The following is a 19,464-nucleotide window of genomic DNA, read 5'->3' as shown; positions in this document are numbered from 1 at the left end:
ATTTCGGCCACGCTCCCCAATACGGGAAAATGGTCTTAGTCGCGGCGCCTGATCGGTCCCCGCAGTAAACCATCCAGAGGAGATCATGGCGTTCGGTCAGCCCCGCATTGAGTACAAGACCAATGAGCAGATGCGCATCATGCACCAAGCCGGGCTCGTCCTGAGCCGTGCACTGGACGCCGCGGTAGCGGCGGCAAAGGCCGGTGTCACCACCAAAGACCTTGATGAGGTGTTCGCTGCCGTGCTGAGCGATGCCGGTGCGAAGTCGAACTTCCTCGGCTACCACGGCTTCCCCGCTACCATTTGCACCTCCGTCAACGAGGAGGTGGTGCACGGCATCCCAGGGAACCGTGTGCTCCAGGACGGCGACATCATCTCCATTGACGGTGGCTGCATCGTGGACGGGTGGCACTCTGACTCCGCCAGGACGGTCATCGTAGGCACTGCGGATCCTGAAGACCAGCGGCTCTCGGATGTGACCGAGGAAGCGATGTGGCGGGGCATTGCTGCCTTGGCCACGGGCAAGTTCGTGGGTGACATCGGCAATGCGATCGATGATTACGTGTCGTCCGTCCATGGCAAGCCCCTGGGCATCTTGGAGGACTATGTGGGCCACGGCATCGGTTCGGAGATGCACATGGCTCCGGACGTCCTGAATTACCGCACCGGACACCGTGGGCCGAAGGTCCGGCCCGGCCTGTGCCTGGCGATTGAACCGATGCTCGTTCGTGGCGGTATCGAAACCGCCACGTTGGAGGACGACTGGACAGTGGTGACCACGGACGGGAAACGGTCCTGCCAGTGGGAACATTCGGTAGCAGTTCACGAACAGGGCATCTGGGTGCTGTCCGCAGTGGACGGGGGCGCCGAACGCTTGGCCCCACTCGGCGTCGTGCCAGTCCCGATCCCGTAGCAGGCGACGAAAAATGGCAGTAGTGGTGGTGCCCAGGCGTGGGCACCACCACTACTGCCGGTTAATGACTCGATCAGGCCTTCAACTTGGGTTTGACGTCCTTGGTGTAAATCCCATCCAGCGTCCCCTTGAGGTCGGTCATGGTTGCCTTGACGTCACCTTGCTGGGTGAGGATCTTCGCGGCGGCCTTGGCCATCTCTTGGTCGGCGCCGGGAAGGAACACGCGCGCGTTGTCCTGGACCCGGGTAACGGCGAGTTGGTCCATTGCCGTTTTGATTTGGGGCGTCTTGGCAAGGACGGCGGACATGTCCGCGGAAAGCCGGGTGGGCATGTAACCGGTGGCTGCGGAGAATGCTGCGGTGTTTTCGGGTTCCGTCATGAACTTCAGGAAGGTGGCAGCTGCCAGCTGCACTTCCTTGGTGACACCGCTGGGGATGCCAAGGCCTGCCCCGCCCGTGGGGCAGACGTTCGTCGCTGCTTTGGGGCCGCCGGGCAGGAAGCCGACTCCGACGTTGAACTTGGCGGACTTCAGCACGCCGAGGAGGTCACCGGTGGAGGAGATGGTGGTCGATGTAATACCTGCTGAGAAATCGTCCGCAGCGTTCTTCGAGGAGACGCCGGCCCACTTGTCCTTGTAGACGGAGTCCTGTGCCCATTGAAGGGCAGCAACGGACTCGGTGGAATCGCAGGTGATTTTCCAACCGTCGGACCAGCTGCCGCCCCAGCCCCAGAGGTTGTTCTGCAGGGTCCAGCCGGCGTAACCGGCCAAGGCGGGATACATGTAGGCGTATTTGGCGCCCGAGGCCGCTTGGAGTTTCGGTGCCCAGTCCGCGAATTCCTGCCATGTCTTCGGTGCCCGGTCAGGCAGCCCGGCGGCCTTGAAGTGGTCCTTGTTGTAATAGAAGAGCGGTGTGGAACGGCCGTAGGGAAGCGCCCACTGCTTGTCGGCGTACTTGTAGTCAGCCACGAGGGACTTCTGGAAATCATCCATGGCGAAGTTCAACTGCTTCAGCAGCCCGTCCAAGGCAATGATGTTGCCGTTGGTGTAGTAGCGGAACCACCAGACGTCGGAGAGGACCACGAGGCCGGGGAGCGTTGACTTCGCAGCCTGCGAGGTCTGGAATTTCTGTGCGATTTCCTCATAGTTGGCACCGGCGGTTACCAGGTTCACCTTGATATCCGGAAACTTCGCGTGGAATTTGTCGATGATGGACCGTTCAACGTCCATGGACTGTCCCGGGTGGCTTGTCCAGAAATCAAATGAGCCGGCCGGCTTCACGCCGGTGAAGTCAACAGCGGAGGCGTCGACGGTTGCAGCCGGAGCCGACGTCGAGGGGCCGCCACAGGCCGCGAGGGCAACAGCGCTGGCGCCAAGGCCTGCGAGGCCCAGGAAGTGGCGTCGGTCAAGTTGGGTGTTCACAATGCTTCCTTTCAAGAATCTTTGGGGGTAGATCGATGCGGTGGATGTGATGGAGGCCTAGCCGGTCACGCTGCCTTGGGTGAGGCCGGCGACGATGTAGCGCTGCAGTGCCGCGAAGACGAGGAGGATCGGGATGATCACCAGAACGGCGCCGGCCATCAGGATTCCCCACCCGGCGCCGTTTCCTTCAGAGTTTTGAAGGAGCGTCAGGCCCACCGGAAGGGTCATGGTTTCAGGGCGGTCGGTAATGATCAGTGGCCAGATGTAGTCGTTCCATTCGCTGACCACGGTCACCAGAGCCACCGTCGCGATGGAGGGAAGCGATACCGGTGCCACCACTTGCCAGAGCCGCCGCCAGTGGCCTGCGCCGTCGATCTCGGCTGCTTCCAGGATGGAGGCAGGAAGCGTCAGGAAATGTTGGCGGAGCAAGAAGGTGCCGAAGGCTGTACCAAGGCCGGGAAGGATGATTCCCCAAAGCGTGTTCTTCCCGCCCAGTCCCGAGATCAGGATGTAGTTGGGCAGAATGGATACCTGCGGTGGCACCATCAGCGCCACGAGGATCAGAACGAAGATGATGTTCTTGAACGGGAATCGGACAAAGACCAACGCGTAGGCGGTGAGGATCGCCAGGACTACCTTCACGGTTGAACCCACCGTGGTGACGATGAGGCTGTTGAGGAAGAACTGGGCGAACGGCACAGTGGTCATGGCTGCGCGGTAGTTCTCCAGGTTCACGCCCTGGGGCAAGATCTTGAGGTCTGTTGTGACGATCTCGCCCGGCTGTTTCAGGGAGCTCAGCACCATCCACAACAACGGTAGGACCACCACCAACGTGGCCACGAGGAGGGGAAGGTAACCTCCTGCGAGTGTTTGGACGAGGTTCTTCCGGGAGAACGGACGGGCGCGTTCCACCATCGGCTCCGGAGATGTGTTCTGTTGTGGCGTCAGCGTGCTCACGAGTAGTGCACCTTCCGTTCGACGAACCGCAACTGGAGCACGGTGATGATGAGCAGGAGGGCGAAGAGGACCACTGAGATGGCGGCGCTGTACCCGGCCCGGTTGTAGGCCCCGAAAGCCTGTAGGTAGGCCTCGTAGATCAAGGTGCTTGTCCCCGCGCCCAGCGGAGTCATGATCCGGATGAGGTCGAAGGCCTGCAGTGAACTAAGCATCGTGGTGATCAGCAGGAAGAACGTTGTGGGGGAGAGCAGTGGAACAGACATGCTCACGAAGCGCCGAAGACCGCTGGCGCCGTCCAGCGATGCTGCTTCCATGACGTCTTTGGGAAGCGACTGCAGCCCCGCGAGATACACGACAGCGCAGTAGCCGAGGTTTTTCCAGATGTAGACGATGATGACCATCACGAGGGAAAGTTGGGGATCATTGATCCATTCCGGGCTTTGCTGGCCGAAGCCACGGAGGATCCAAGCGAGCACGCCGTAACCGGGATCGAAGATGAACAACCAGACAAGGCCGACTCCGACGCCGCTCAGAACGTAGGGAGCGAAGACGGCGGAGCGCGCGAAGGTGGTGCCGCGGACCTTCGAGTTGAGGGCAACAGCGATCAGGAGTCCCAGTGCCATCGAGCCACCCAGGGTCACCAGGGTGAAGACGGCGGTGGTCCCCAGGACGTTGGAAGCATCGGAACCGGTCAAGAAGTCGATGTAGTTCCCGAAGCCCACCACCGTGGCCGAAGCGGAGCCCAAGGTCCAGTCAAGGGTGGAGTAGTACATGTTGTTGATCAATGGCCAGTAGGTGAACGTCCCAATCAATATCAGGTTGGGCAAGGCCAGGGCGAGGAAGACCACGAAGTCCCTGCGGGTGCGGCGCGACCAGCCATTGCGTTTGCGGCCGGCGTCGTCGCTGCGGGAGGGGGTCCGCGTCTGGGCGTTCGCCTGGCCGAGAGGCACAGGGCTGTTGCTGCTGTGAATCTGTCGGGTAGTCATGAGTCGCTCACGGGTTGGATTGTGGTGGCCGGCTCCCGGATCGGGGCGGCGGGACAGGCCCAGCTCATCACGCCGCACTAGCGCCGTAGCGCCAAAACCGGCCAGCGTAGCGATAGTTGTCGTACACTTCCGCGCCTGTTTACCGTGCGTTCCCCGCATGTTCGGAAATGAGGTTCGGCTCCCGTTTGCGCCAGGATCTGCCCAGTGAGAGGAGCGTCCGGCTCATGGTGACTCCCCGGTGGACAGCCTCTGGCTCCGGTGGAGAATGGAGCCATGAATGCAATCACCGACGTACCGGGCGTCCGGGTTGGGCACGTGCAGAAGCACGACGACGGCTGGCTCAGTGGCGTCACTGTGGTCCTTCCTCCGCCCGGAACGGTAGGCTCCGTCGACGTGCGCGGGGGCGGCCCCGGGACGCATGAAACCGATGCGCTGGATCCCACAACGCTCGTGCCCACCGTTGACGCCGTGGTGCTCACGGGCGGCAGCGCCTTTGGACTGGCCACCGCAACAGGCGCCCAACTCTGGTGCGAGGAACAGGGCCGAGGGTTCGGAGTGCCTGGAACCGTGGTGCCGATCGTTCCGGCCGCCGCGATCTTTGACCTCGGGCGTGGCGGTGACGTGAATGCGCGACCCGGCGCGGACATGGGTTACCAGGCTGCCGCGGCGGCGTTCGCATCAGGGGACCACGCCGCCGTCGAACGTGGAAACGTCGGTGCCGGCACGGGCGCGGTCATAGCCCGTGGGCAGTACAAGGGCGGGGTGGGCACCTCGTCGCTCACGCTGGAGAACATCTCCGCCGAAGGTCCGGTCACCGTGGGTGCCATTGCCGTAGTTAATGCACTGGGGGCGCCGCTGGGATTGACGCCTGCCAGTGCGCGCCCGAGTCCGAGCACGCAAGGGGCGCCAGGCCAGGGAGGCCTCAACACCACTCTCGTGGTGATTGCCACCAACGCAGCCTTGGATGTGGCCGAGTGCAAGCGGACTGCCTCTGCGGCACACGCAGGCGTGGCCCGGGCGCTCGATCCGTCCCATACGCTAGCGGACGGAGATACCGTGTTCGCCCTGGCGACGGGCGGCGTCGCACTTGACCGCAGTAGCGAACAGGCACGGCAGATCTCGCTCATCACCCTGCAAAGCGCAGCTGCGGAAGCGGCCCGGCTGGCCATCCTCGACGGCGTCATGGCGGCGGAAAGCGTCTCGACCACGGCCGGTGATTTCCCGGCATTCGGGCCCGCAGGGGAGTGACGACGGCGGACAGGTGCGCTACCATGGCCGGATTTAACATTCATGCCGCATTGGCGTAGAGTTGTCTGTTGGTTGTCTGTACAGCCACGCCCTTTTCAGTGTCGCCTTCATCGGCGTCGCGCGCAGGAGTGTCGTGGACCCAAGAAGACCAAACAAACAAAAAACGTCCGCTGGATCTTCGGTGCCTAACCGGAGGACGGCGGCAAACAACAGTTAGCGGAGGGTATGGCCAAGAAGGACGGGGTCATTGAGATCGAGGGCGTTGTGACTGAGGCGCTGCCCAACGCGATGTTTCGCGTTGAGCTCACCAACAAGCACGTTGTTCTCGCACACATCTCTGGGAAGATGCGTCAGCACTACATCAGGATTCTCCCAGAGGACCGCGTAGTGGTGGAGCTAAGCCCATACGACCTCACACGTGGTCGTATCGTCTACCGCTACAAGTAAATTGCTGGGCGGCCAGGCAGAAATGCCCAGCTGCTCCAGCAGATCAACTGCTAAATCACGCAAAGGAACGCCATGAAGGTCAAGCCGAGCGTCAAGCAGATCTGCGACAAGTGCAAAGTGATCCGCCGTAATGGCCGGGTCATGGTGATCTGCGAGAACCCGCGCCACAAGCAGCGCCAGGGCTAATTCCCGCCAGGGAATCAGCGCCCGAAAGGGCAACCTGGGTTGCTAGCCCACGCAAGTAAATAAAGGCAGCACAAGCTGTGCCAGGACTGCATGACAGAGCCTGGTCAGCGAACCCCCGGTCGGAGGCTGGGGCCACACAGCACGTGTGGGTGTACTGCCTACGACCTCCGGTTTATTCAAGGAGTACCGCCACTATGGCTCGTCTCGCTGGCGTAGACATTCCCCGCGAAAAGCGGTTGGAAATTGCGCTTACTTACATCTACGGCGTGGGCAAGACCCGTGCACACGAAACCCTGGCTGCCACCGGCATCAGCGCTGACGTTCGCGTCAAGGACCTGACTGACGCCGAGCTGGTCCAGCTGCGTGACTACATTGAAGGCAACTACAAGGTTGAGGGTGACCTTCGCCGCGAGGTAGCCGCTGACATCCGCCGCAAGGTCGAGATTGGCAGCTACGAAGGCCTGCGCCACCGCAAGGGCCTGCCCGTACGCGGACAGCGTACGAAGACCAACGCTCGTACCCGCAAGGGCCCGAAGCGCACCGTCGCCGGCAAGAAGAAGGCCGGACGTTAATCCCTCGGGATTGACCTGGTTTTCCCCCGATAACTTTCTGTAGGAGAAACAATGCCCCCGAAGACTCGTGGAGCGGTTCGTAAGCCGCGTCGCAAGGATAAGAAGAATATTGCGCTTGGCCAGGCGCACATCAAGAGCACGTTCAACAACACCATCGTGTCCATCACGGACCCGAACGGTGCTGTCATCTCATGGGCTTCCGCCGGTGAGGTTGGCTTCAAGGGCTCCCGTAAGTCCACCCCGTTTGCTGCCCAGATGGCTGCCGAAGCTGCTGCAAAGCGCGCTCAGGAGCACGGTCTGCGCAAGGTTGACGTATTCGTCAAGGGCCCGGGATCCGGACGCGAAACCGCAATCCGTTCGCTTCAGGCCGCTGGCCTCGAGGTTGGCTCCATCCAGGACGTCACCCCCAGCGCCCACAACGGTTGCCGCCCCCCGAAGCGTCGCCGCGTCTAATTAGGTATTCCCTGCCTGCCGGCCGGGCCTTGCTGTGAATGGTTTTGACCCTTCATCAGCATGGCCCGGCCGGCAAGGCTGGAAACCGAAGCCGATTTCCACCACCTGTGTTGCGTCATATAGCGGATGCTCGCCGAAAGGAAACCTAAGTGCTCATTGCACAGCGCCCCACCCTGTCCGAAGAAGTAGTCTCCGAGAACCGCTCCCGTTTCATCATTGAACCGCTGGAACCGGGCTTCGGCTACACTCTGGGCAACTCACTCCGCCGTACCCTGCTCTCCTCCATTCCCGGTGCCGCTGTAACCAGCATCCGGATCGATGGCGTGCTGCACGAGTTCACCACGGTTCCGGGTGTCAAGGAAGATGTCACCGAGATCATCCTGAACATCAAGAACCTGTCGGTTTCCTCCGAGCACGATGAGCCGGTTGTTGCTTACCTGCGCAAGCAGGGCCCCGGAGTCGTCACGGCAGCGGACATCGCTCCGCCGGCCGGCGTCGAATTCCACAACCCGGATCTGCACATTGCCACCCTGAACTCGAAGGGCAAGTTCGAACTCGAACTGACCATCGAGCGTGGACGTGGCTACGTTTCGGCAGCTCAGAACAAGTCCGGCGACTCCGAGATCGGCCGTATTCCGGTTGACTCGATCTACTCGCCGGTCATGAAGGTAACTTTCCGCGTGGAAGCTACCCGTGTTGAGCAGCGCACCGACTTCGACAAGCTCATTGTCGACGTCGAGACCAAGCAGGCAATCGCTCCGCGCGATGCTGTCGCTTCCGCAGGCACCACCTTGGTGGAACTGTTCGGTCTGGCTCGTGAGCTGAACACCGCAGCTGAAGGTATCGAGATTGGCCCGTCGCCCACCGACGCTGCCCTGGCAGCTGACATGGCTCTGCCGATCGAGGATCTGGACCTCACGGTCCGTTCCTACAACTGCCTCAAGCGTGAGGGCATCCACTCCGTGGGTGAACTCGTTGCCCGCTCCGAGGCTGACTTGATGGACATCCGCAACTTCGGTGCGAAGTCCATTGACGAGGTCAAGGCAAAGCTCGTGGAACTGGGACTGTCCCTCAAGGACTCCCCTCCCGGTTTCGATCTCGCAGCCCGTGCCGCAGCCATCGAAGAGGACGACGCCGCGTTCAGCGACGACGAGCTCTAACCAGCAGATCTTGGCCAATGGGTTCAGCGATGGACCTGTTCGGCTTACATAACAGGAGAAATAACTATGCCTACCCCCACTAAGGGTCCGCGCCTCGGAGGCGGCCCGGCTCACGAGCGCTTGATGCTCGCGAACCTGGCAGCTGCTCTGTTTGAGCACAAGCGCATCACCACCACGGTCACCAAGGCCAAGCGTCTCAAGCCGTACGCAGAGCGTTTGGTCACCTTCGCCAAGCGTGGCGACCTCGCTTCCCGCCGTCGTGTTCTCGGCCTGATCAGCGACAAGGGCGTTGTCCACGAGCTGTTCACCGACATCGCCGGCGCCGTTGCCAACCGCGATGGTGGATACACCCGCATCACCAAGATCGGCAACCGCAAGGGCGACAACGCTCCCATGGCTGTCATCGAGCTCGTCCTTGACCCCGTTTCCCCGAAGCAGGCCGTTGTTGCTGAAGCAACCGCCGCTGCTGCCAAGGCTGCTCCGGCTGCCGAAGCTCCGGCCGCTGAGGAAGAGGTTGTAGAGACCGAAGCTGCTGAAACCGAAGAGGCTCCGGCTGCTGAGGCCGAGGTTGTTGAGGCTGAAGCTGCTGACACCGAAGAGGCTCCGGCCGCTAAGGACGCGAAGTAATTCACTGAATTCTTCCCAGTAGACTTGGGTCTATGAACGAACGAAAACCCGCTGCCCCCGTTATGGGGGGCGGCGGGTTTTTGCGTGTCCGGCTGGACCTGTCGTATGACGGCGCCCCTTTCAGCGGGTGGGCGCTCCAGCCAGGCCTGCAAACCGTGCAGGGTTCACTCGAGCAAGCTTTGGCGCTCCTTTTCCAGCGCCCGGTCCGTGTGACCGTTGCCGGCCGGACCGACGCCGGTGTCCATGCCCGGGGCCAGGTGGTCCACTTGGACGTTTCCGAAGCTGAGTGGTTGGCGCTTCCGCGAGGGCACGAACTTGATCCCGCCGTCGCCCTTTTACGGCGGCTCCGCGGCGCTTTGAGCCGCATCCTTGGCGAGCTCACCGGCGCGGTGGAAGTGCACGACGCCGGACTGGCGCCGGAGGGTTTCGACGCCAGGTTTTCGGCGTTGTGGCGCAGGTACAGTTACCGGATCGCTGATGGGCCCCAACGGTGGGACCCGGTGCTGCGCGGGATAACCCTGTGGCACAAGTCCGCTGTGGATGTCGACGCGATGAATGAGGGCTCACAGGCACTGTTGGGCCTGAACGATTTCCGGTCCTATTGCAAGCCACGGGAAGGTGCGACCACCGTCCGTGAGCTGCAGAAGCTTTCCTTCGCGCGCAGGCCCGACGGCGTCATTCTCGCCACCGTGCAGGCGGATGCCTTCTGCCACAATATGGTGCGGTCCCTGGTGGGTTCGGCGTTACGTGTGGGGGAGGGCCTGGAGTCGCCGGGATGGTTGCTCGAGCGCCTTTTGGAACGCAAACGCGATGCAAAGTCGATCCTGGCCGCACCCCACCCGTTGGTGTTGGAGGAAGTTGCGTACCCTTCGGACAGCGAGTTGCTGGCCAGGGCTGAGTTGACCCGGGCGCGGCGGGAGTAGTTTCGCTGCCACGCCGGACGTGGAGGACCCCCTCCCGGCTCTGGGTACCGGAAGGGGGCCGATGTGGCTGCCCGTGGTCTGGGATCCGCGGACAGCCGGTCTATCTCCCCGGAGGGCAGGATCACATGCTGGTGAAAACGTGCATGATCTTGATGACGGCTGGACCCAGAAGGACGATAAAGAGCACCGGAAAGATCGAGAACAGCAGCGGGAAGAGCACCTTGACGGGTAGTTTCATCGCCTTTTCCTCAGCAATTTGACGGCGTTTGACCCGTGCCTGCTTGGCTTGGGCACGGAGTACGTTCGCGATGCCGATACCGTACTTATCGGCCTGGATGACGGCCAGGACAAAACTGCGAACGTCAGCCACCGTGGAACGATCGGCCAAGGCGGTGTAGGCTTCCTGCCGGGGACGGCCCACCTGGATGTCTTGGAGCGTCCGCAGCAGTTCCTGTGCCAGTGGGCCCCCTCCGTATGTTGAGGCCCGCTCCATGGCGGCTTCAAATCCGAGGCCTGCTTCCACTGAGATGAGCATCTGGTCCAGTGTGTTGGGGAACTCCAACTGGATGGCTTCCTGCCGCTTGAGGCCTGTGTTGTAGACCAACAAGTCAGGTATGAAATACAGGAACACGGTAAGGAAAAGACCGAACCCAAGAACGAGGGGGCTGGGGTTCGCCACAAACAAGAGCACACCGGCAACTGCTCCTCCCGCGGCGCCCACTGGTTTGATGGCGATCAGCTTTGTTAGCGGGATCCATTGCGGACGGCCAGCTAAGGCGAGCCATCGATCCAATTTGGCTTCGTAGCTTCCAGGGGTGAGTTTCCTGGCGATCCCCAGCATCAGGGGTGGGCGTTGGATTGTCACCCCCGAACCATTGCTGAACCCCGAGCCCAGATTGCTGTGGATGGCAACCATGCCCTTGCGATCGATGGTTGCCAGGGACCAGGCAAAGTAAGCCAGCGGGATGATGATGACGGCGATGATCAGCCAGGCGATGATAGTCACGGCGATCCTCCTAGAACTTGATCTTCACGGTGCGGCTCATCCAGAAACCGCCGACGACAAACAGGACCGCGCTGGCAATCAACATGGCGATTCCCAACGGATTTTGAACGAAGACCGCCATGTATCCGGGGTTCATGAGGGTCAGCATGAGGCCGACGCCAACCGGCAAGGCCATGAGGATGTACGCAGACATCTTTCCTTCGGCACTGAGTGCCCTGACATGGGCCTTGATTTCGCTGCGCTCCCGGATGGTCCCCGCGACTTGTTCCAACACTTCGGCCAAGTCACCGCCGACCTCCCGATTGATCTGGATTGCTTGCCCGATCCAGCGAAAGTCATCGCTTTCCATGCGGGCAGCGCAATCTTCCACGGCTTGGCGTGGGTCCTGCCCGATTCGCACTTCATTGACGATCCGGGACAGTTCTTCAGAAGCGGGCCCTTGCGCCTCTTGGGCTACAGCCTCGAAGGACCGCATGATGGTGTGGCCTACCCGGAGGCCGCCGATGAGCATTTGGATGATGTCAGTAAGTTGGCCTTCGAACTTTGCCCGGCGCTTTCCGCTCCTGAAGGCGAGGACAAGTTTCACTAAGAACGGAGTGGCTAACGCCAGCACGAGTCCGAAGATGACGTTAATAAGGAACGTCACCATCACGCCTACCACAATGGTTCCAAAAGCAACCATGACCGTGAAGTCGGCGGGGCTTAGGTGGACGCCGGCGTTGTAGAGAACTTCCTGGTTGAACGGCCCGCCAGAGCGACCCAGAGCAGTACCCATGGCCTGGACTGCCGATTGGGAAACGCGGCCCAGGACCGAATCATCGGGCAGTGTGCTTTCCCGCCGCCTTTCCAACGGAATAGTGCCGTTGGCTGGCTTCAGGACAACGAAGAACAGCACTAGGATAGCGCTGACGCAAAGGCCGATCGCTGCAACGAAGAGGGCTGAATTGTCCATGGTTATCGCCTCACTGCAGACGCCGGGCCAACCCCGAAGACAGCGGGGGAGACGGAGATACCCAGTTCCGCGAAGCGGTCCAGGAACCTGGGCCTGATGCCGGTGGGAAGAGCCCTGCCCAGAAAACGTCCTTGGGCGTCCAAGCCCGCAGAGTAGTCGAAGAGGAATGCATCTTGGAGGGTGACGACGTCTCCTTCCATGCCTTGCACCTCCGTCACGTGGGTGACGCGACGGCTCCCGTCACGCAAACGGGTGATCTGGACAATGACGTCGACCGCGGAGGACACCTGTTCCCGAACTGCCCGGAGTGGAAGGTCCATCCCTGCCATCAGCACCAAGGTTTCCAGGCGGGAAATAGCGTCCCGTGGTGAGTTCGCGTGGACCGTTGACAGGGAGCCGTCGTGGCCGGTGTTCATGGCCTGCAGCATGTCAAGGGACTCTCCGCCACGGACTTCGCCGACGATGATTCGATCCGGCCGCATGCGGAGGGAATTGCGGACCAAGTCCCGAATGGTGACCGCACCCTTGCCCTCGATGTTCGGCGGCCGGCTTTCCAGCCGCACCACGTGGCGCTGCTGCAGTTGCAGCTCCACCGCGTCTTCAATGGTGACAACCCGGTCCGATTCCGGAATGAACGACGACAGCACATTGAGCAGGGTCGTCTTTCCGGTACCTGTTCCGCCCGAGACAATAATGTTCAGGCGTGCCAGCACGCATGCACTTAACAATTCCGCCATCTCTTGGCTTACCGAGCCCCACTCGATGAGGTTACGCACCGTCAGCGGGATGTGGCTGAACTTCCTGATGGTCAACGACGGTCCGTTGACAGCCAGGGGCGGAATGATGGCGTTGACGCGCGAGCCGTCCTCCAAACGGGCATCAACCAGGGGTGATGATTCATCAATGCGGCGGCCCACCTTGGATACGATGCGCTCGATGACTTTCCTTAGGTGCTCATCGGAACTGAACTGGAGGTCCGTCAACGCCAAATGGCCGTGGCGTTCGACGTAGATCTGGTCAAAGCGGTTGACCATCACTTCGGTGACCGACGGATCTTCGAGCAAACGCTGCAACGGGCCGAAACCCATGACCTCATCGGCAATTTCGCGGATGAGACGCCTACGCTCTTCAGGGGAAAGTGGAACCTGTTCATCGTCAATAACCGCTGACAGCTCATCGACGGCAAAGGACCTGAGTTCCTCTTCCGACGACGACGAGTCGCCTATGCGGCTTCCCATACGCTCGAACAAAGCCGAGGCGGCACGCTGCTTCAGCCCGGCCAGGGCGTCCACGACCGGAGTTGCAGGGACTCCGCCGAGCATCGGGGTTTGTGGCTGTACCGGTATCTGCGGCTGCACCAATGCAGGGGCTTCATCAGAGTCCAAGGCGTCAGGCATGGCCAGGGGATTGTTTTTTGAGAGCCGTTCCGAGAGCTTCATGACACCACCACCCTTCTGTGCAGCTTGTTCTGCGGCAGGGATTCCGTGCGGGGATCAAAACGCGCAACGAGCTTTTTGAGCCCTTTGGTTGCCGAGTCACGTGTGTTTCCCTGGAGGACGGGGATGCCACGGTTGGTAGAGAAGGGAAGGTTCCGGGAACGCGGAATGACGGCGTCAACCGGCACACCGACCGTCGCTTCAACATCTTGTACCGTGATGCCGCTCTTTCGGTCAGCGAAGTTCAAGACCATGTGGCGGCCCTGAGGAAGAAGTTGGAGTTCCTTCAGCACGCTGAAGCTCTTGCGAAGCCCCCGAACACTGGGAACGTCCATACCGCATACCCACACGCCGTCCGTTGCGATTTCCAACGTGGCAAGGCAGTGCTCGCCAAGGCCAGGCGCAGTATCCACCACCACATATTGAAACTCTGTTGCCAGTTGGTTGATCAGCCTGGTGACGTGGTCTGCCGTGATGTAGTCGGAGTCGGAGGGCTTCTGGGGTGCACAGAGGGCGTAGATTCCGGCCGGGTGCACCGTGAGGAAGGCCTTGAGCACCATGGAATCCTGCGACGCCGGCCCATGCACGGCTTCGGTGATGGTGTGCTCGGGTTCAAGCAGAAGCCCGGAAGCGACATCGCCGAACTGCAGGTCAAGGTCCACGATGACCACACGCATCGGAGCTACCGCACCCAACCCCACTGCAAGATTCGTTGCCACCGTTGTCTTTCCCACGCCACCCTTCGGTGACATCACGGCGATAACGCGTCCCCGCTGCTGACCTGATTCTGCGGCAGGCTGCATACCACGCCGCCTGCTGGCAGCGGCCAAGCACGCGCGTTCAAGCAGAACCCGAAGCTCGTTGACCTCGATTTCGGGCGCTACCACGTCCCTGATTCCTGAGTGCATGGCCCGGAGCACGATCTCGGGGCTGGGGTCGGCCACGAGCAGCAGGCTGATCTCGGGGTATTGCAGGTCCAACACGGTAGCCAGTTTCAGTGCGTCATCGGGGTTTACCCCGGGGCCCAGGACAATGACCTCCGGCGGCGCTCCTGTCAGCTGGTTGAAGACATCCTCGGTACCGCGTTGCAGGACGTCAGGCGAGAGGGTTTGAAGTTCGCCATGCAAGGCACCCGTGATGGCCTGGCGCACGCGGCTCTCAAAATCGCGCACTGCCGTAATGGCTACGAAGCGGCTCATTTCAGCTCACCGCCCAGGGTCGTCACAGGGGGTTCGCTCTTGGTTGTCTTGTCTGTCTGCTTCGATAGGTACAACGTTCCAAACTCGGCACCGAACACCATTTTCGCTGCATTGGCGTCGCTGACTGCCAAGGTGACGTAGGCTGAACCGTTCGGCAGGGCGACCGCTTGGTCGGATGTTGCCGACTTTTTCTGTGCGTCGGGCGCTGCCTGCTGGATTGCGGTCACGATGACGTCATGATTCAGGAGCTTGGTGTATTCCTTCCACCCTTTGACCTCGGCAGGAAGATCGGCACCTGCAGGCATGTCGCCGTCCAACTTAAAGGACGAAAAGACAGTCACGGTGTTACCCGCTTCGAGCCGGCCACCAAGAATGCGCTCAGGTGCCAAGAGAAAGGTGACTTCTTGTAAGCCGGCCGGCACAGGGACAGTTCCCGGCACCAATTCATTGGGGTTCACGAGCTTGGCGCTCAGGAGTTGCTCTCCGGGCTGCAGATCCGCGGAGACAACTTTGCCCGTCTGGCCGCTGAGTGCGCTGATGGTGCCCTGCGCTACGGCTGATTGGGGCAGTGTTTCAGTCTTGACTTTGGAACCTATTTCTTCGGCCTTGGTTCCGGCCGGTATACGTTCCTTGACGACCAGGACGGTGACGGGATTGAGCCCTTGCTGCGCCCGCTTATCGGCTCCTTGAACATAGGAAACCAACAAAACGGTACCGATTACTGCCAGTAGCAGCGCTGCAATGCCTCCCAGTAGGCGTGTTTTCACTGTGCATCTCCTTTCGGTTTTTCCTAACGTGGTGAGTAGACATTGAGCCAACGGCTACTCGATGAGCGTGACCACCGACGCTCCATAGTTGGGGGTGGTTCCACTGACCGTCATCCCTTCATCAAGGGACACGAACCGCTCGAAGTACCCCTGTAAGCCGCGACAGTTGCCGGTGCAACCTGGCGCGGCGGGATCCAGGACGGCGCCCGAACCGCTGAACTTGTAGCCCGTGACTTTGAACGCCGCGAAACCAATCAGCGTGTAGCGGGCGTTGGACCCATTGCCGGTCGCGGTCTTGAAAAGCGGGATAAGGGCGGGCTGGTCCATGATGTGGGCGAGGACCGTATTGCAGGCGGCAGCGTTGGGGAAGTGGTTTCCCGTCTGCCCGTTGACCGTGGCATTGACTGAGATGTCGGTGGAGCATCCGGAGTTAGTCACCAGCCAGCCAAAGCCGCCCGGTTGGTAGCCGTTTTGTGCTGCGCAGCCCGGGACAGTGGGCGCGTTGGTGTCGTAGCGAAGCAGGATATGCGTAGGAATCGGGTCTCCGCTAAAGCTGCCCGTGGAGTTCAACGATGCGAGCTGCGTTGGTGAAAGATACTTCTTGAAAACACACTCGCTGACCGTCCACGGCAGGGTTGTGGCCTTTGAAGGTGCTCCCCACGATGCTGTAGCTGTAGCCCCCACTGTGGCGCTATCGATTCCCAACGCCCGCGCAAAGAACAACCCGAAGCCGTTCTGGCCGCTCGTATCGCGTGAATTGGTGACCACTTTGACAGTTGTTCCCGAGGGAAAACTAACCACCGCCCCGCTGGTGTTGTCATTGGCGTTGCTGTTGGCAAACTGGTTACCCGTGGAAGTGCTGTTGCCGCAATGCCCGCCCGCGCAGTCGGTGGCAATGGCCAAGGCGGCGGCATCGGCACCGTTCTGGAGCTGTGCCTTCTCGAAGTACAAAGCGCCGACGTCCACAACCAATGCTGCGAAGCCCAACAGCACGACCATAAGTCCGGCGACCATGATGGTAGCTGCTCCGCGCTCGTTGTCAGCCTCGTCGCCGCCGGGTAGGACATCTCCCATGTAGCGACTTAGCCACCGCATCTCATCACCCCTACCCCGCGCATGCTGACCGGAAAGATGCTCGGGGCTCCGAAGAACCCGGCATCGAGGAATCCGGACATGGAAGGCAATGAAACCCTGGTTGTCACGGTGACATTCGAGCCAGGTGCGCAACTGGCGGCGTTATCGGTGACGGTCACGCCCAAACCGCTAAGTGAGGGGGCGGAGGCCAAGGCGTCCGCCGAGACATTGAGTCCGCCGTCCTTATAGTGGACTGCGGCGTAGCGGGCACCCTCGCGGGCAGCCTCAGTCAGCGATATTTGCACGTTGAGGGCACGGCCGAATTCCATTATTCCAATCAGGAGCAGCAGCAATAGAGGTAGGAGCAACGCCATTTCCACAGCCACTGCGCCGCGCTCCTTTTTATTATTTGATGCCATGACCATCTCCCAGAGCCAGAACCATGCAACGAAAATGCGCTTAAGCAGTTGACTGCGGCGGCAAAGGGTTGCCGCCGCAGTCAACTGACCGCGACCGGTTAGAGGCTTCCGGCAACTGTGGTGAAGAGGCCTGCGATGGCCGGCCCGAGGACCAGAAGGGCAGCGATGACGACGACGGCGATCAGGGAGACCATGAGGCCGTATTCAACCATGGTGGCGCCCTTCTCCTCGGAGGTGAGGCGGGACTTGACGCCGGCGATGAACGAGGTGACGGAAAGCATAAGAGCAGACATTGGAAACCCTTCCCAGAGAAATATTTAGAATTAGCGATTTGAAGTTCAAGCAAATTGTCGGAATTTGCATGACTCTCGAATTTCACCTTGAGCCTTTTTGGCGGTTCGAATTCGATGAGATAAGAATTCCCCATTGGAAGCCGGCTGGACAATGCGTAGCCGTACTCAAATTTTCTTTAGGGGGCGGACGCCTCGTACTCGGCTCGAACGCGGCGAGTACTCAGTTTTCGGACGCGCGGGGCCGTGGACTACTTGGAAAAGTAAGGGTGCTTACGAATTTCAGGCCAGATGGCAGGGGTGCTTTTCAGCTGAAATCGTCAGTACTCGTAAGGTCAGTTCAGGAACAGGATGACGCCCAGCGCCGCGCTCAACATGGCCGGACCATGCGCGGTTTCCCGTGTATTTCCGCTGTTTCCCACCCGTAACAGCAGCAACGTGAGTATCCCGCCCACTACGAATCCCAGCAGGCCGCCGTAGAGTACTTGCCCCCAACCCAAGTACCCCAAGTACATTCCGAGCGGGGCTGCGAGCTTCACGTCCCCCATGCCGAGGCTGCCCGGCGAAAAAAGTCCAAGAATCAGGTAGGAAAGGAACAATATTGCTCCGCCGGCTAGGGCCCGGAACAGTTGGGGCCACCCTGGAGCCAAGGAGGCGGCAAGCGCAAGAAGCAGCAATCCGCCGCTTAAGAGAAGCAAGACAAGGGGATTGGGCAGCAGGTGCAGGGTGAAATCGATGCGTGACAGTTGCACTCCGACAAGTGCGAGCAACAGAAACGCGAACAGCTGGGGCGCCGAACCAAAGCGCCACGCGAGCAAGCCGAACAGCAGGCCGGTGACGGCCGCCGTCGTGGTCCGGACCTTAAGATCAGGCAGTGAGCCCAGCCTCGGGAGCGCTCGGGCGATCACGAGCTCTGCGCCCAGGCTGAGCAGTATGCCGGCCGCGGCGAAAACGAGCAGGAAGGCGGGGTTGTCGGTCATCGGCTCTCCGTTTGCTGTGATGCTCAGTCCCTTGTGCACGAATCCAGAGGACGCGTATCCCGAGGGCAGATACCCCATTTTGACCCGGACGCCCCGTTGAAGGTATTGTTTAGAGTCGTTGTGCGTGTCCTATCTCGATCACACGTGCCTCCTCGGGGATCCAGTTGCAGGATCAATAACTCAAGAGGCATTTCGAGATCCTGGGATTACTGGTACATAGAGCCCTCACCTCTGCTCCGGTAGCGCATACATAGTAGGTACACGCCTCACTGCGTGTCGCCTAAAACATGAACGCCAGAACAAGAACGAGGCAAAACCGTGCGTACGTACACCCCGAAGCCCGGCGATATCAACCGCCAGTGGCACGTCATTGACGCCACCGACGTTGTCCTTGGTCGTCTTGCCAGCCAGACCGCAACACTGCTGCGCGGAAAGCACAAGCCGACCTTTGCGTCCCACATGGACATGGGCGACTTCGTCATCATCATCAACGCTGAAAAGGTTGCCCTTACCGGCGCCAAGCTGGAGCAGAAGCGCGCATACCGCCACTCCGGTTACCCGGGCGGCCTGACCTCCGTCAACTACGCCGAGCTGTTGGAATCCAACCCGGTCCGCGCTGTTGAGAAGGCCATCAAGGGCATGCTCCCCAAGAACTCCCTTGCTGCACAGCAGTTGGGCAAGCTCAAGGTCTACCGTGGCGCCGAGCACCCCCACGCTGCACAGCAGCCGAAGACTTTCGAAATCACCCAGGTCGCCCAGTAGTCCTGGCCACCAAACAACTTTTCATCACAAGGAGAACCGTGGCTCAGAACGAAGAACTGACCGCCGAAGCCGTCGAGGCCGAGGAAACCCTCACCAGCTACACCTCTGAAAGCACATCTACTGAAGATGCGCCCAAGAAGGAGCGCCCGGCACTGACCGTTGCCGGCGCAGCTGTTGGCCGCCGCAAGGAAGCCGTTGCACGCGTTCGCGTCATCCCGGGTTCCGGCAAGTGGACCATCAACGGCCGCACGCTGGACAACTACTTCCCGAACAAGCTGCACCAGCAGGACGTCAACGAGCCCTTCAAGATCCTCGATCTCGAAGGCGCCTACGATGTCATCGCCCGTATCCACGGTGGTGGCATCTCCGGCCAGGCCGGTGCACTGCGCCTCGGTGTCGCTCGCTCGCTGAACGAGATCGACGTCGACAACAACCGCGCCACCCTGAAGAAGGCCGGTTACTTGAGCCGTGACGCCCGCGTCATCGAGCGTAAGAAGGCCGGTCTCAAGAAGGCTCGCAAGGCCCAGCAGTACTCCAAGCGTTAATTCGCTTACACCCCTCTCGAAGGGGGTATCGAAAGCCCGTTCCGCCCTTCCGGCGGGGCGGGCTTTCGCCGTTAAGCCACCTGCTCCGGGTGCGCATTGGCCATTCTGGCGGGGCGGCCGCGACACGCCCTGTCCCAGCGTT

23 protein-coding genes are annotated in these 19,464 nt (G+C 60.9%); 11 read left to right on the top strand and 12 right to left on the bottom strand.

Translation table 11 applies throughout. The features are described 5' to 3' along the window. Positions 1 to 85 precede the first annotated feature (85 nt). On the top strand, positions 86 to 913 hold the full coding sequence (map, locus tag QRN42_RS09780; RefSeq protein ID WP_284979023.1) for a type I methionyl aminopeptidase: 828 nt from the start codon (positions 86 to 88) through the stop codon (positions 911 to 913). A 73-nt stretch (positions 914 to 986) separates the two neighbouring features. Here map and QRN42_RS09775 read toward each other — a convergent pair whose 3' ends face one another. The 3 genes from QRN42_RS09775 to QRN42_RS09765 are packed head-to-tail and all read right to left on the bottom strand — an operon-like array spanning position 987 to position 4,276. Then, a complete protein-coding gene (locus tag QRN42_RS09775) occupies positions 987 to 2,333 on the bottom strand; it encodes an ABC transporter substrate-binding protein (protein ID WP_284979022.1) in 1,347 nt (448 codons plus the stop codon). Between the two features lie 57 nt (positions 2,334 to 2,390). Further along, positions 2,391 to 3,248, bottom strand: a complete 858-nt coding sequence (locus QRN42_RS09770) for a carbohydrate ABC transporter permease (RefSeq protein WP_284979047.1) — start codon at positions 3,246 to 3,248, stop codon at positions 2,391 to 2,393. A gap of 38 nt (positions 3,249 to 3,286) precedes the next feature. Further along, complete coding sequence (locus tag QRN42_RS09765; protein WP_284979021.1) at positions 3,287 to 4,276, bottom strand: carbohydrate ABC transporter permease; 990 nt, start codon at positions 4,274 to 4,276, stop codon at positions 3,287 to 3,289. A 273-nt stretch (positions 4,277 to 4,549) separates the two neighbouring features. Between QRN42_RS09765 and QRN42_RS09760 the strand changes: the two genes are divergently transcribed. From QRN42_RS09760 to QRN42_RS09725, 8 genes are all read left to right on the top strand, one after another. Next, a complete protein-coding gene (locus QRN42_RS09760) occupies positions 4,550 to 5,524 on the top strand; it encodes a P1 family peptidase (protein WP_284979020.1) in 975 nt (324 codons plus the stop codon). A 225-nt stretch (positions 5,525 to 5,749) separates the two neighbouring features. Next, positions 5,750 to 5,971, top strand: a complete 222-nt coding sequence (gene infA, locus QRN42_RS09755) for a translation initiation factor IF-1 (RefSeq protein WP_011775571.1) — start codon at positions 5,750 to 5,752, stop codon at positions 5,969 to 5,971. Between the two features lie 72 nt (positions 5,972 to 6,043). Further along, entirely contained in the window at positions 6,044 to 6,157 is a 114-nt protein-coding gene (rpmJ, locus tag QRN42_RS09750; RefSeq protein WP_011775570.1) for a 50S ribosomal protein L36, read from the top strand. Between the two features lie 194 nt (positions 6,158 to 6,351). Next, a complete protein-coding gene (gene rpsM / locus QRN42_RS09745) occupies positions 6,352 to 6,729 on the top strand; it encodes a 30S ribosomal protein S13 (protein ID WP_011775569.1) in 378 nt (125 codons plus the stop codon). A 51-nt stretch (positions 6,730 to 6,780) separates the two neighbouring features. After that, positions 6,781 to 7,182 (top strand): 30S ribosomal protein S11, encoded by a 402-nt coding sequence (gene rpsK / locus QRN42_RS09740; protein WP_014922380.1) that lies wholly within the window; start codon positions 6,781 to 6,783, stop codon positions 7,180 to 7,182. Between the two features lie 149 nt (positions 7,183 to 7,331). Then, positions 7,332 to 8,342, top strand: a complete 1,011-nt coding sequence (locus QRN42_RS09735; RefSeq protein ID WP_284976385.1) for a DNA-directed RNA polymerase subunit alpha — start codon at positions 7,332 to 7,334, stop codon at positions 8,340 to 8,342. A gap of 66 nt (positions 8,343 to 8,408) precedes the next feature. Next, positions 8,409 to 8,969 (top strand): 50S ribosomal protein L17, encoded by a 561-nt coding sequence (rplQ, locus tag QRN42_RS09730; RefSeq protein WP_284979019.1) that lies wholly within the window; start codon positions 8,409 to 8,411, stop codon positions 8,967 to 8,969. Positions 8,970 to 9,001: 32 nt separating this feature from the next. Next, positions 9,002 to 9,892 carry a tRNA pseudouridine synthase A gene (locus QRN42_RS09725; RefSeq protein ID WP_284979018.1) on the top strand — a complete coding sequence of 297 codons (891 nt, stop codon included), beginning with the start codon at positions 9,002 to 9,004 and terminating at the stop codon, positions 9,890 to 9,892. A 121-nt stretch (positions 9,893 to 10,013) separates the two neighbouring features. Here the strand turns inward: QRN42_RS09725 and QRN42_RS09720 are convergent, their stop codons facing one another. The 9 genes from QRN42_RS09720 to QRN42_RS09680 form a co-directional block, all read right to left on the bottom strand. After that, complete coding sequence (locus QRN42_RS09720) at positions 10,014 to 10,898, bottom strand: type II secretion system F family protein (protein WP_284979017.1); 885 nt, start codon at positions 10,896 to 10,898, stop codon at positions 10,014 to 10,016. Positions 10,899 to 10,908: 10 nt separating this feature from the next. Then, the gene (locus QRN42_RS09715; RefSeq protein WP_284979016.1) at positions 10,909 to 11,850 is read right to left on the bottom strand and encodes a type II secretion system F family protein; all 942 of its coding nucleotides are present in this window, start codon (positions 11,848 to 11,850) and stop codon (positions 10,909 to 10,911) included. Positions 11,851 to 11,852: 2 nt separating this feature from the next. Continuing rightward, positions 11,853 to 13,172, bottom strand: coding sequence for a TadA family conjugal transfer-associated ATPase (locus QRN42_RS09710; RefSeq protein ID WP_502869489.1), 1,320 nt, complete (start codon positions 13,170 to 13,172; stop codon positions 11,853 to 11,855). A 113-nt stretch (positions 13,173 to 13,285) separates the two neighbouring features. Next, the gene (locus QRN42_RS09705) at positions 13,286 to 14,485 is read right to left on the bottom strand and encodes a CpaE/TadZ family protein (protein ID WP_284979014.1); all 1,200 of its coding nucleotides are present in this window, start codon (positions 14,483 to 14,485) and stop codon (positions 13,286 to 13,288) included. Continuing rightward, positions 14,482 to 15,252 carry a Flp pilus assembly protein CpaB gene (cpaB, locus tag QRN42_RS09700; protein WP_284979013.1) on the bottom strand — a complete coding sequence of 257 codons (771 nt, stop codon included), beginning with the start codon at positions 15,250 to 15,252 and terminating at the stop codon, positions 14,482 to 14,484. Before cpaB ends, QRN42_RS09705 begins: the two co-directional genes overlap by 4 nt. Positions 15,253 to 15,306: 54 nt before the next feature. Next, entirely contained in the window at positions 15,307 to 16,326 is a 1,020-nt protein-coding gene (locus QRN42_RS09695) for a pilus assembly protein TadG-related protein (RefSeq protein WP_284979012.1), read from the bottom strand. A gap of 8 nt (positions 16,327 to 16,334) precedes the next feature. Beyond that, complete coding sequence (locus QRN42_RS09690) at positions 16,335 to 16,745, bottom strand: TadE/TadG family type IV pilus assembly protein (protein ID WP_284979011.1); 411 nt, start codon at positions 16,743 to 16,745, stop codon at positions 16,335 to 16,337. A 98-nt stretch (positions 16,746 to 16,843) separates the two neighbouring features. Then, positions 16,844 to 17,038, bottom strand: a complete 195-nt coding sequence (locus QRN42_RS09685; RefSeq protein ID WP_284979010.1) for a Flp family type IVb pilin — start codon at positions 17,036 to 17,038, stop codon at positions 16,844 to 16,846. 332 nt (positions 17,039 to 17,370) lie between these two features. After that, the gene (locus QRN42_RS09680; protein WP_284979009.1) at positions 17,371 to 18,015 is read right to left on the bottom strand and encodes a prepilin peptidase; all 645 of its coding nucleotides are present in this window, start codon (positions 18,013 to 18,015) and stop codon (positions 17,371 to 17,373) included. A gap of 318 nt (positions 18,016 to 18,333) precedes the next feature. Here QRN42_RS09680 and rplM point away from each other — a divergent pair, with 318 nt between their 5' ends. Next, positions 18,334 to 18,777 carry a 50S ribosomal protein L13 gene (gene rplM, locus QRN42_RS09675; RefSeq protein ID WP_024817563.1) on the top strand — a complete coding sequence of 148 codons (444 nt, stop codon included), beginning with the start codon at positions 18,334 to 18,336 and terminating at the stop codon, positions 18,775 to 18,777. 38 nt (positions 18,778 to 18,815) lie between these two features. Continuing rightward, positions 18,816 to 19,322, top strand: a complete 507-nt coding sequence (rpsI, locus tag QRN42_RS09670) for a 30S ribosomal protein S9 (protein WP_284976397.1) — start codon at positions 18,816 to 18,818, stop codon at positions 19,320 to 19,322. The last annotated feature ends 142 nt before the right edge of the window (positions 19,323 to 19,464 follow it).

Origin of the sequence: Arthrobacter sp. fls2-241-R2A-200 (genome assembly GCF_030209745.1) — a bacterium.
GTDB lineage: Bacteria > Actinomycetota > Actinomycetes > Actinomycetales > Micrococcaceae > Arthrobacter.
This window is presented reverse-complemented; position numbering and strand designations above follow the sequence as displayed.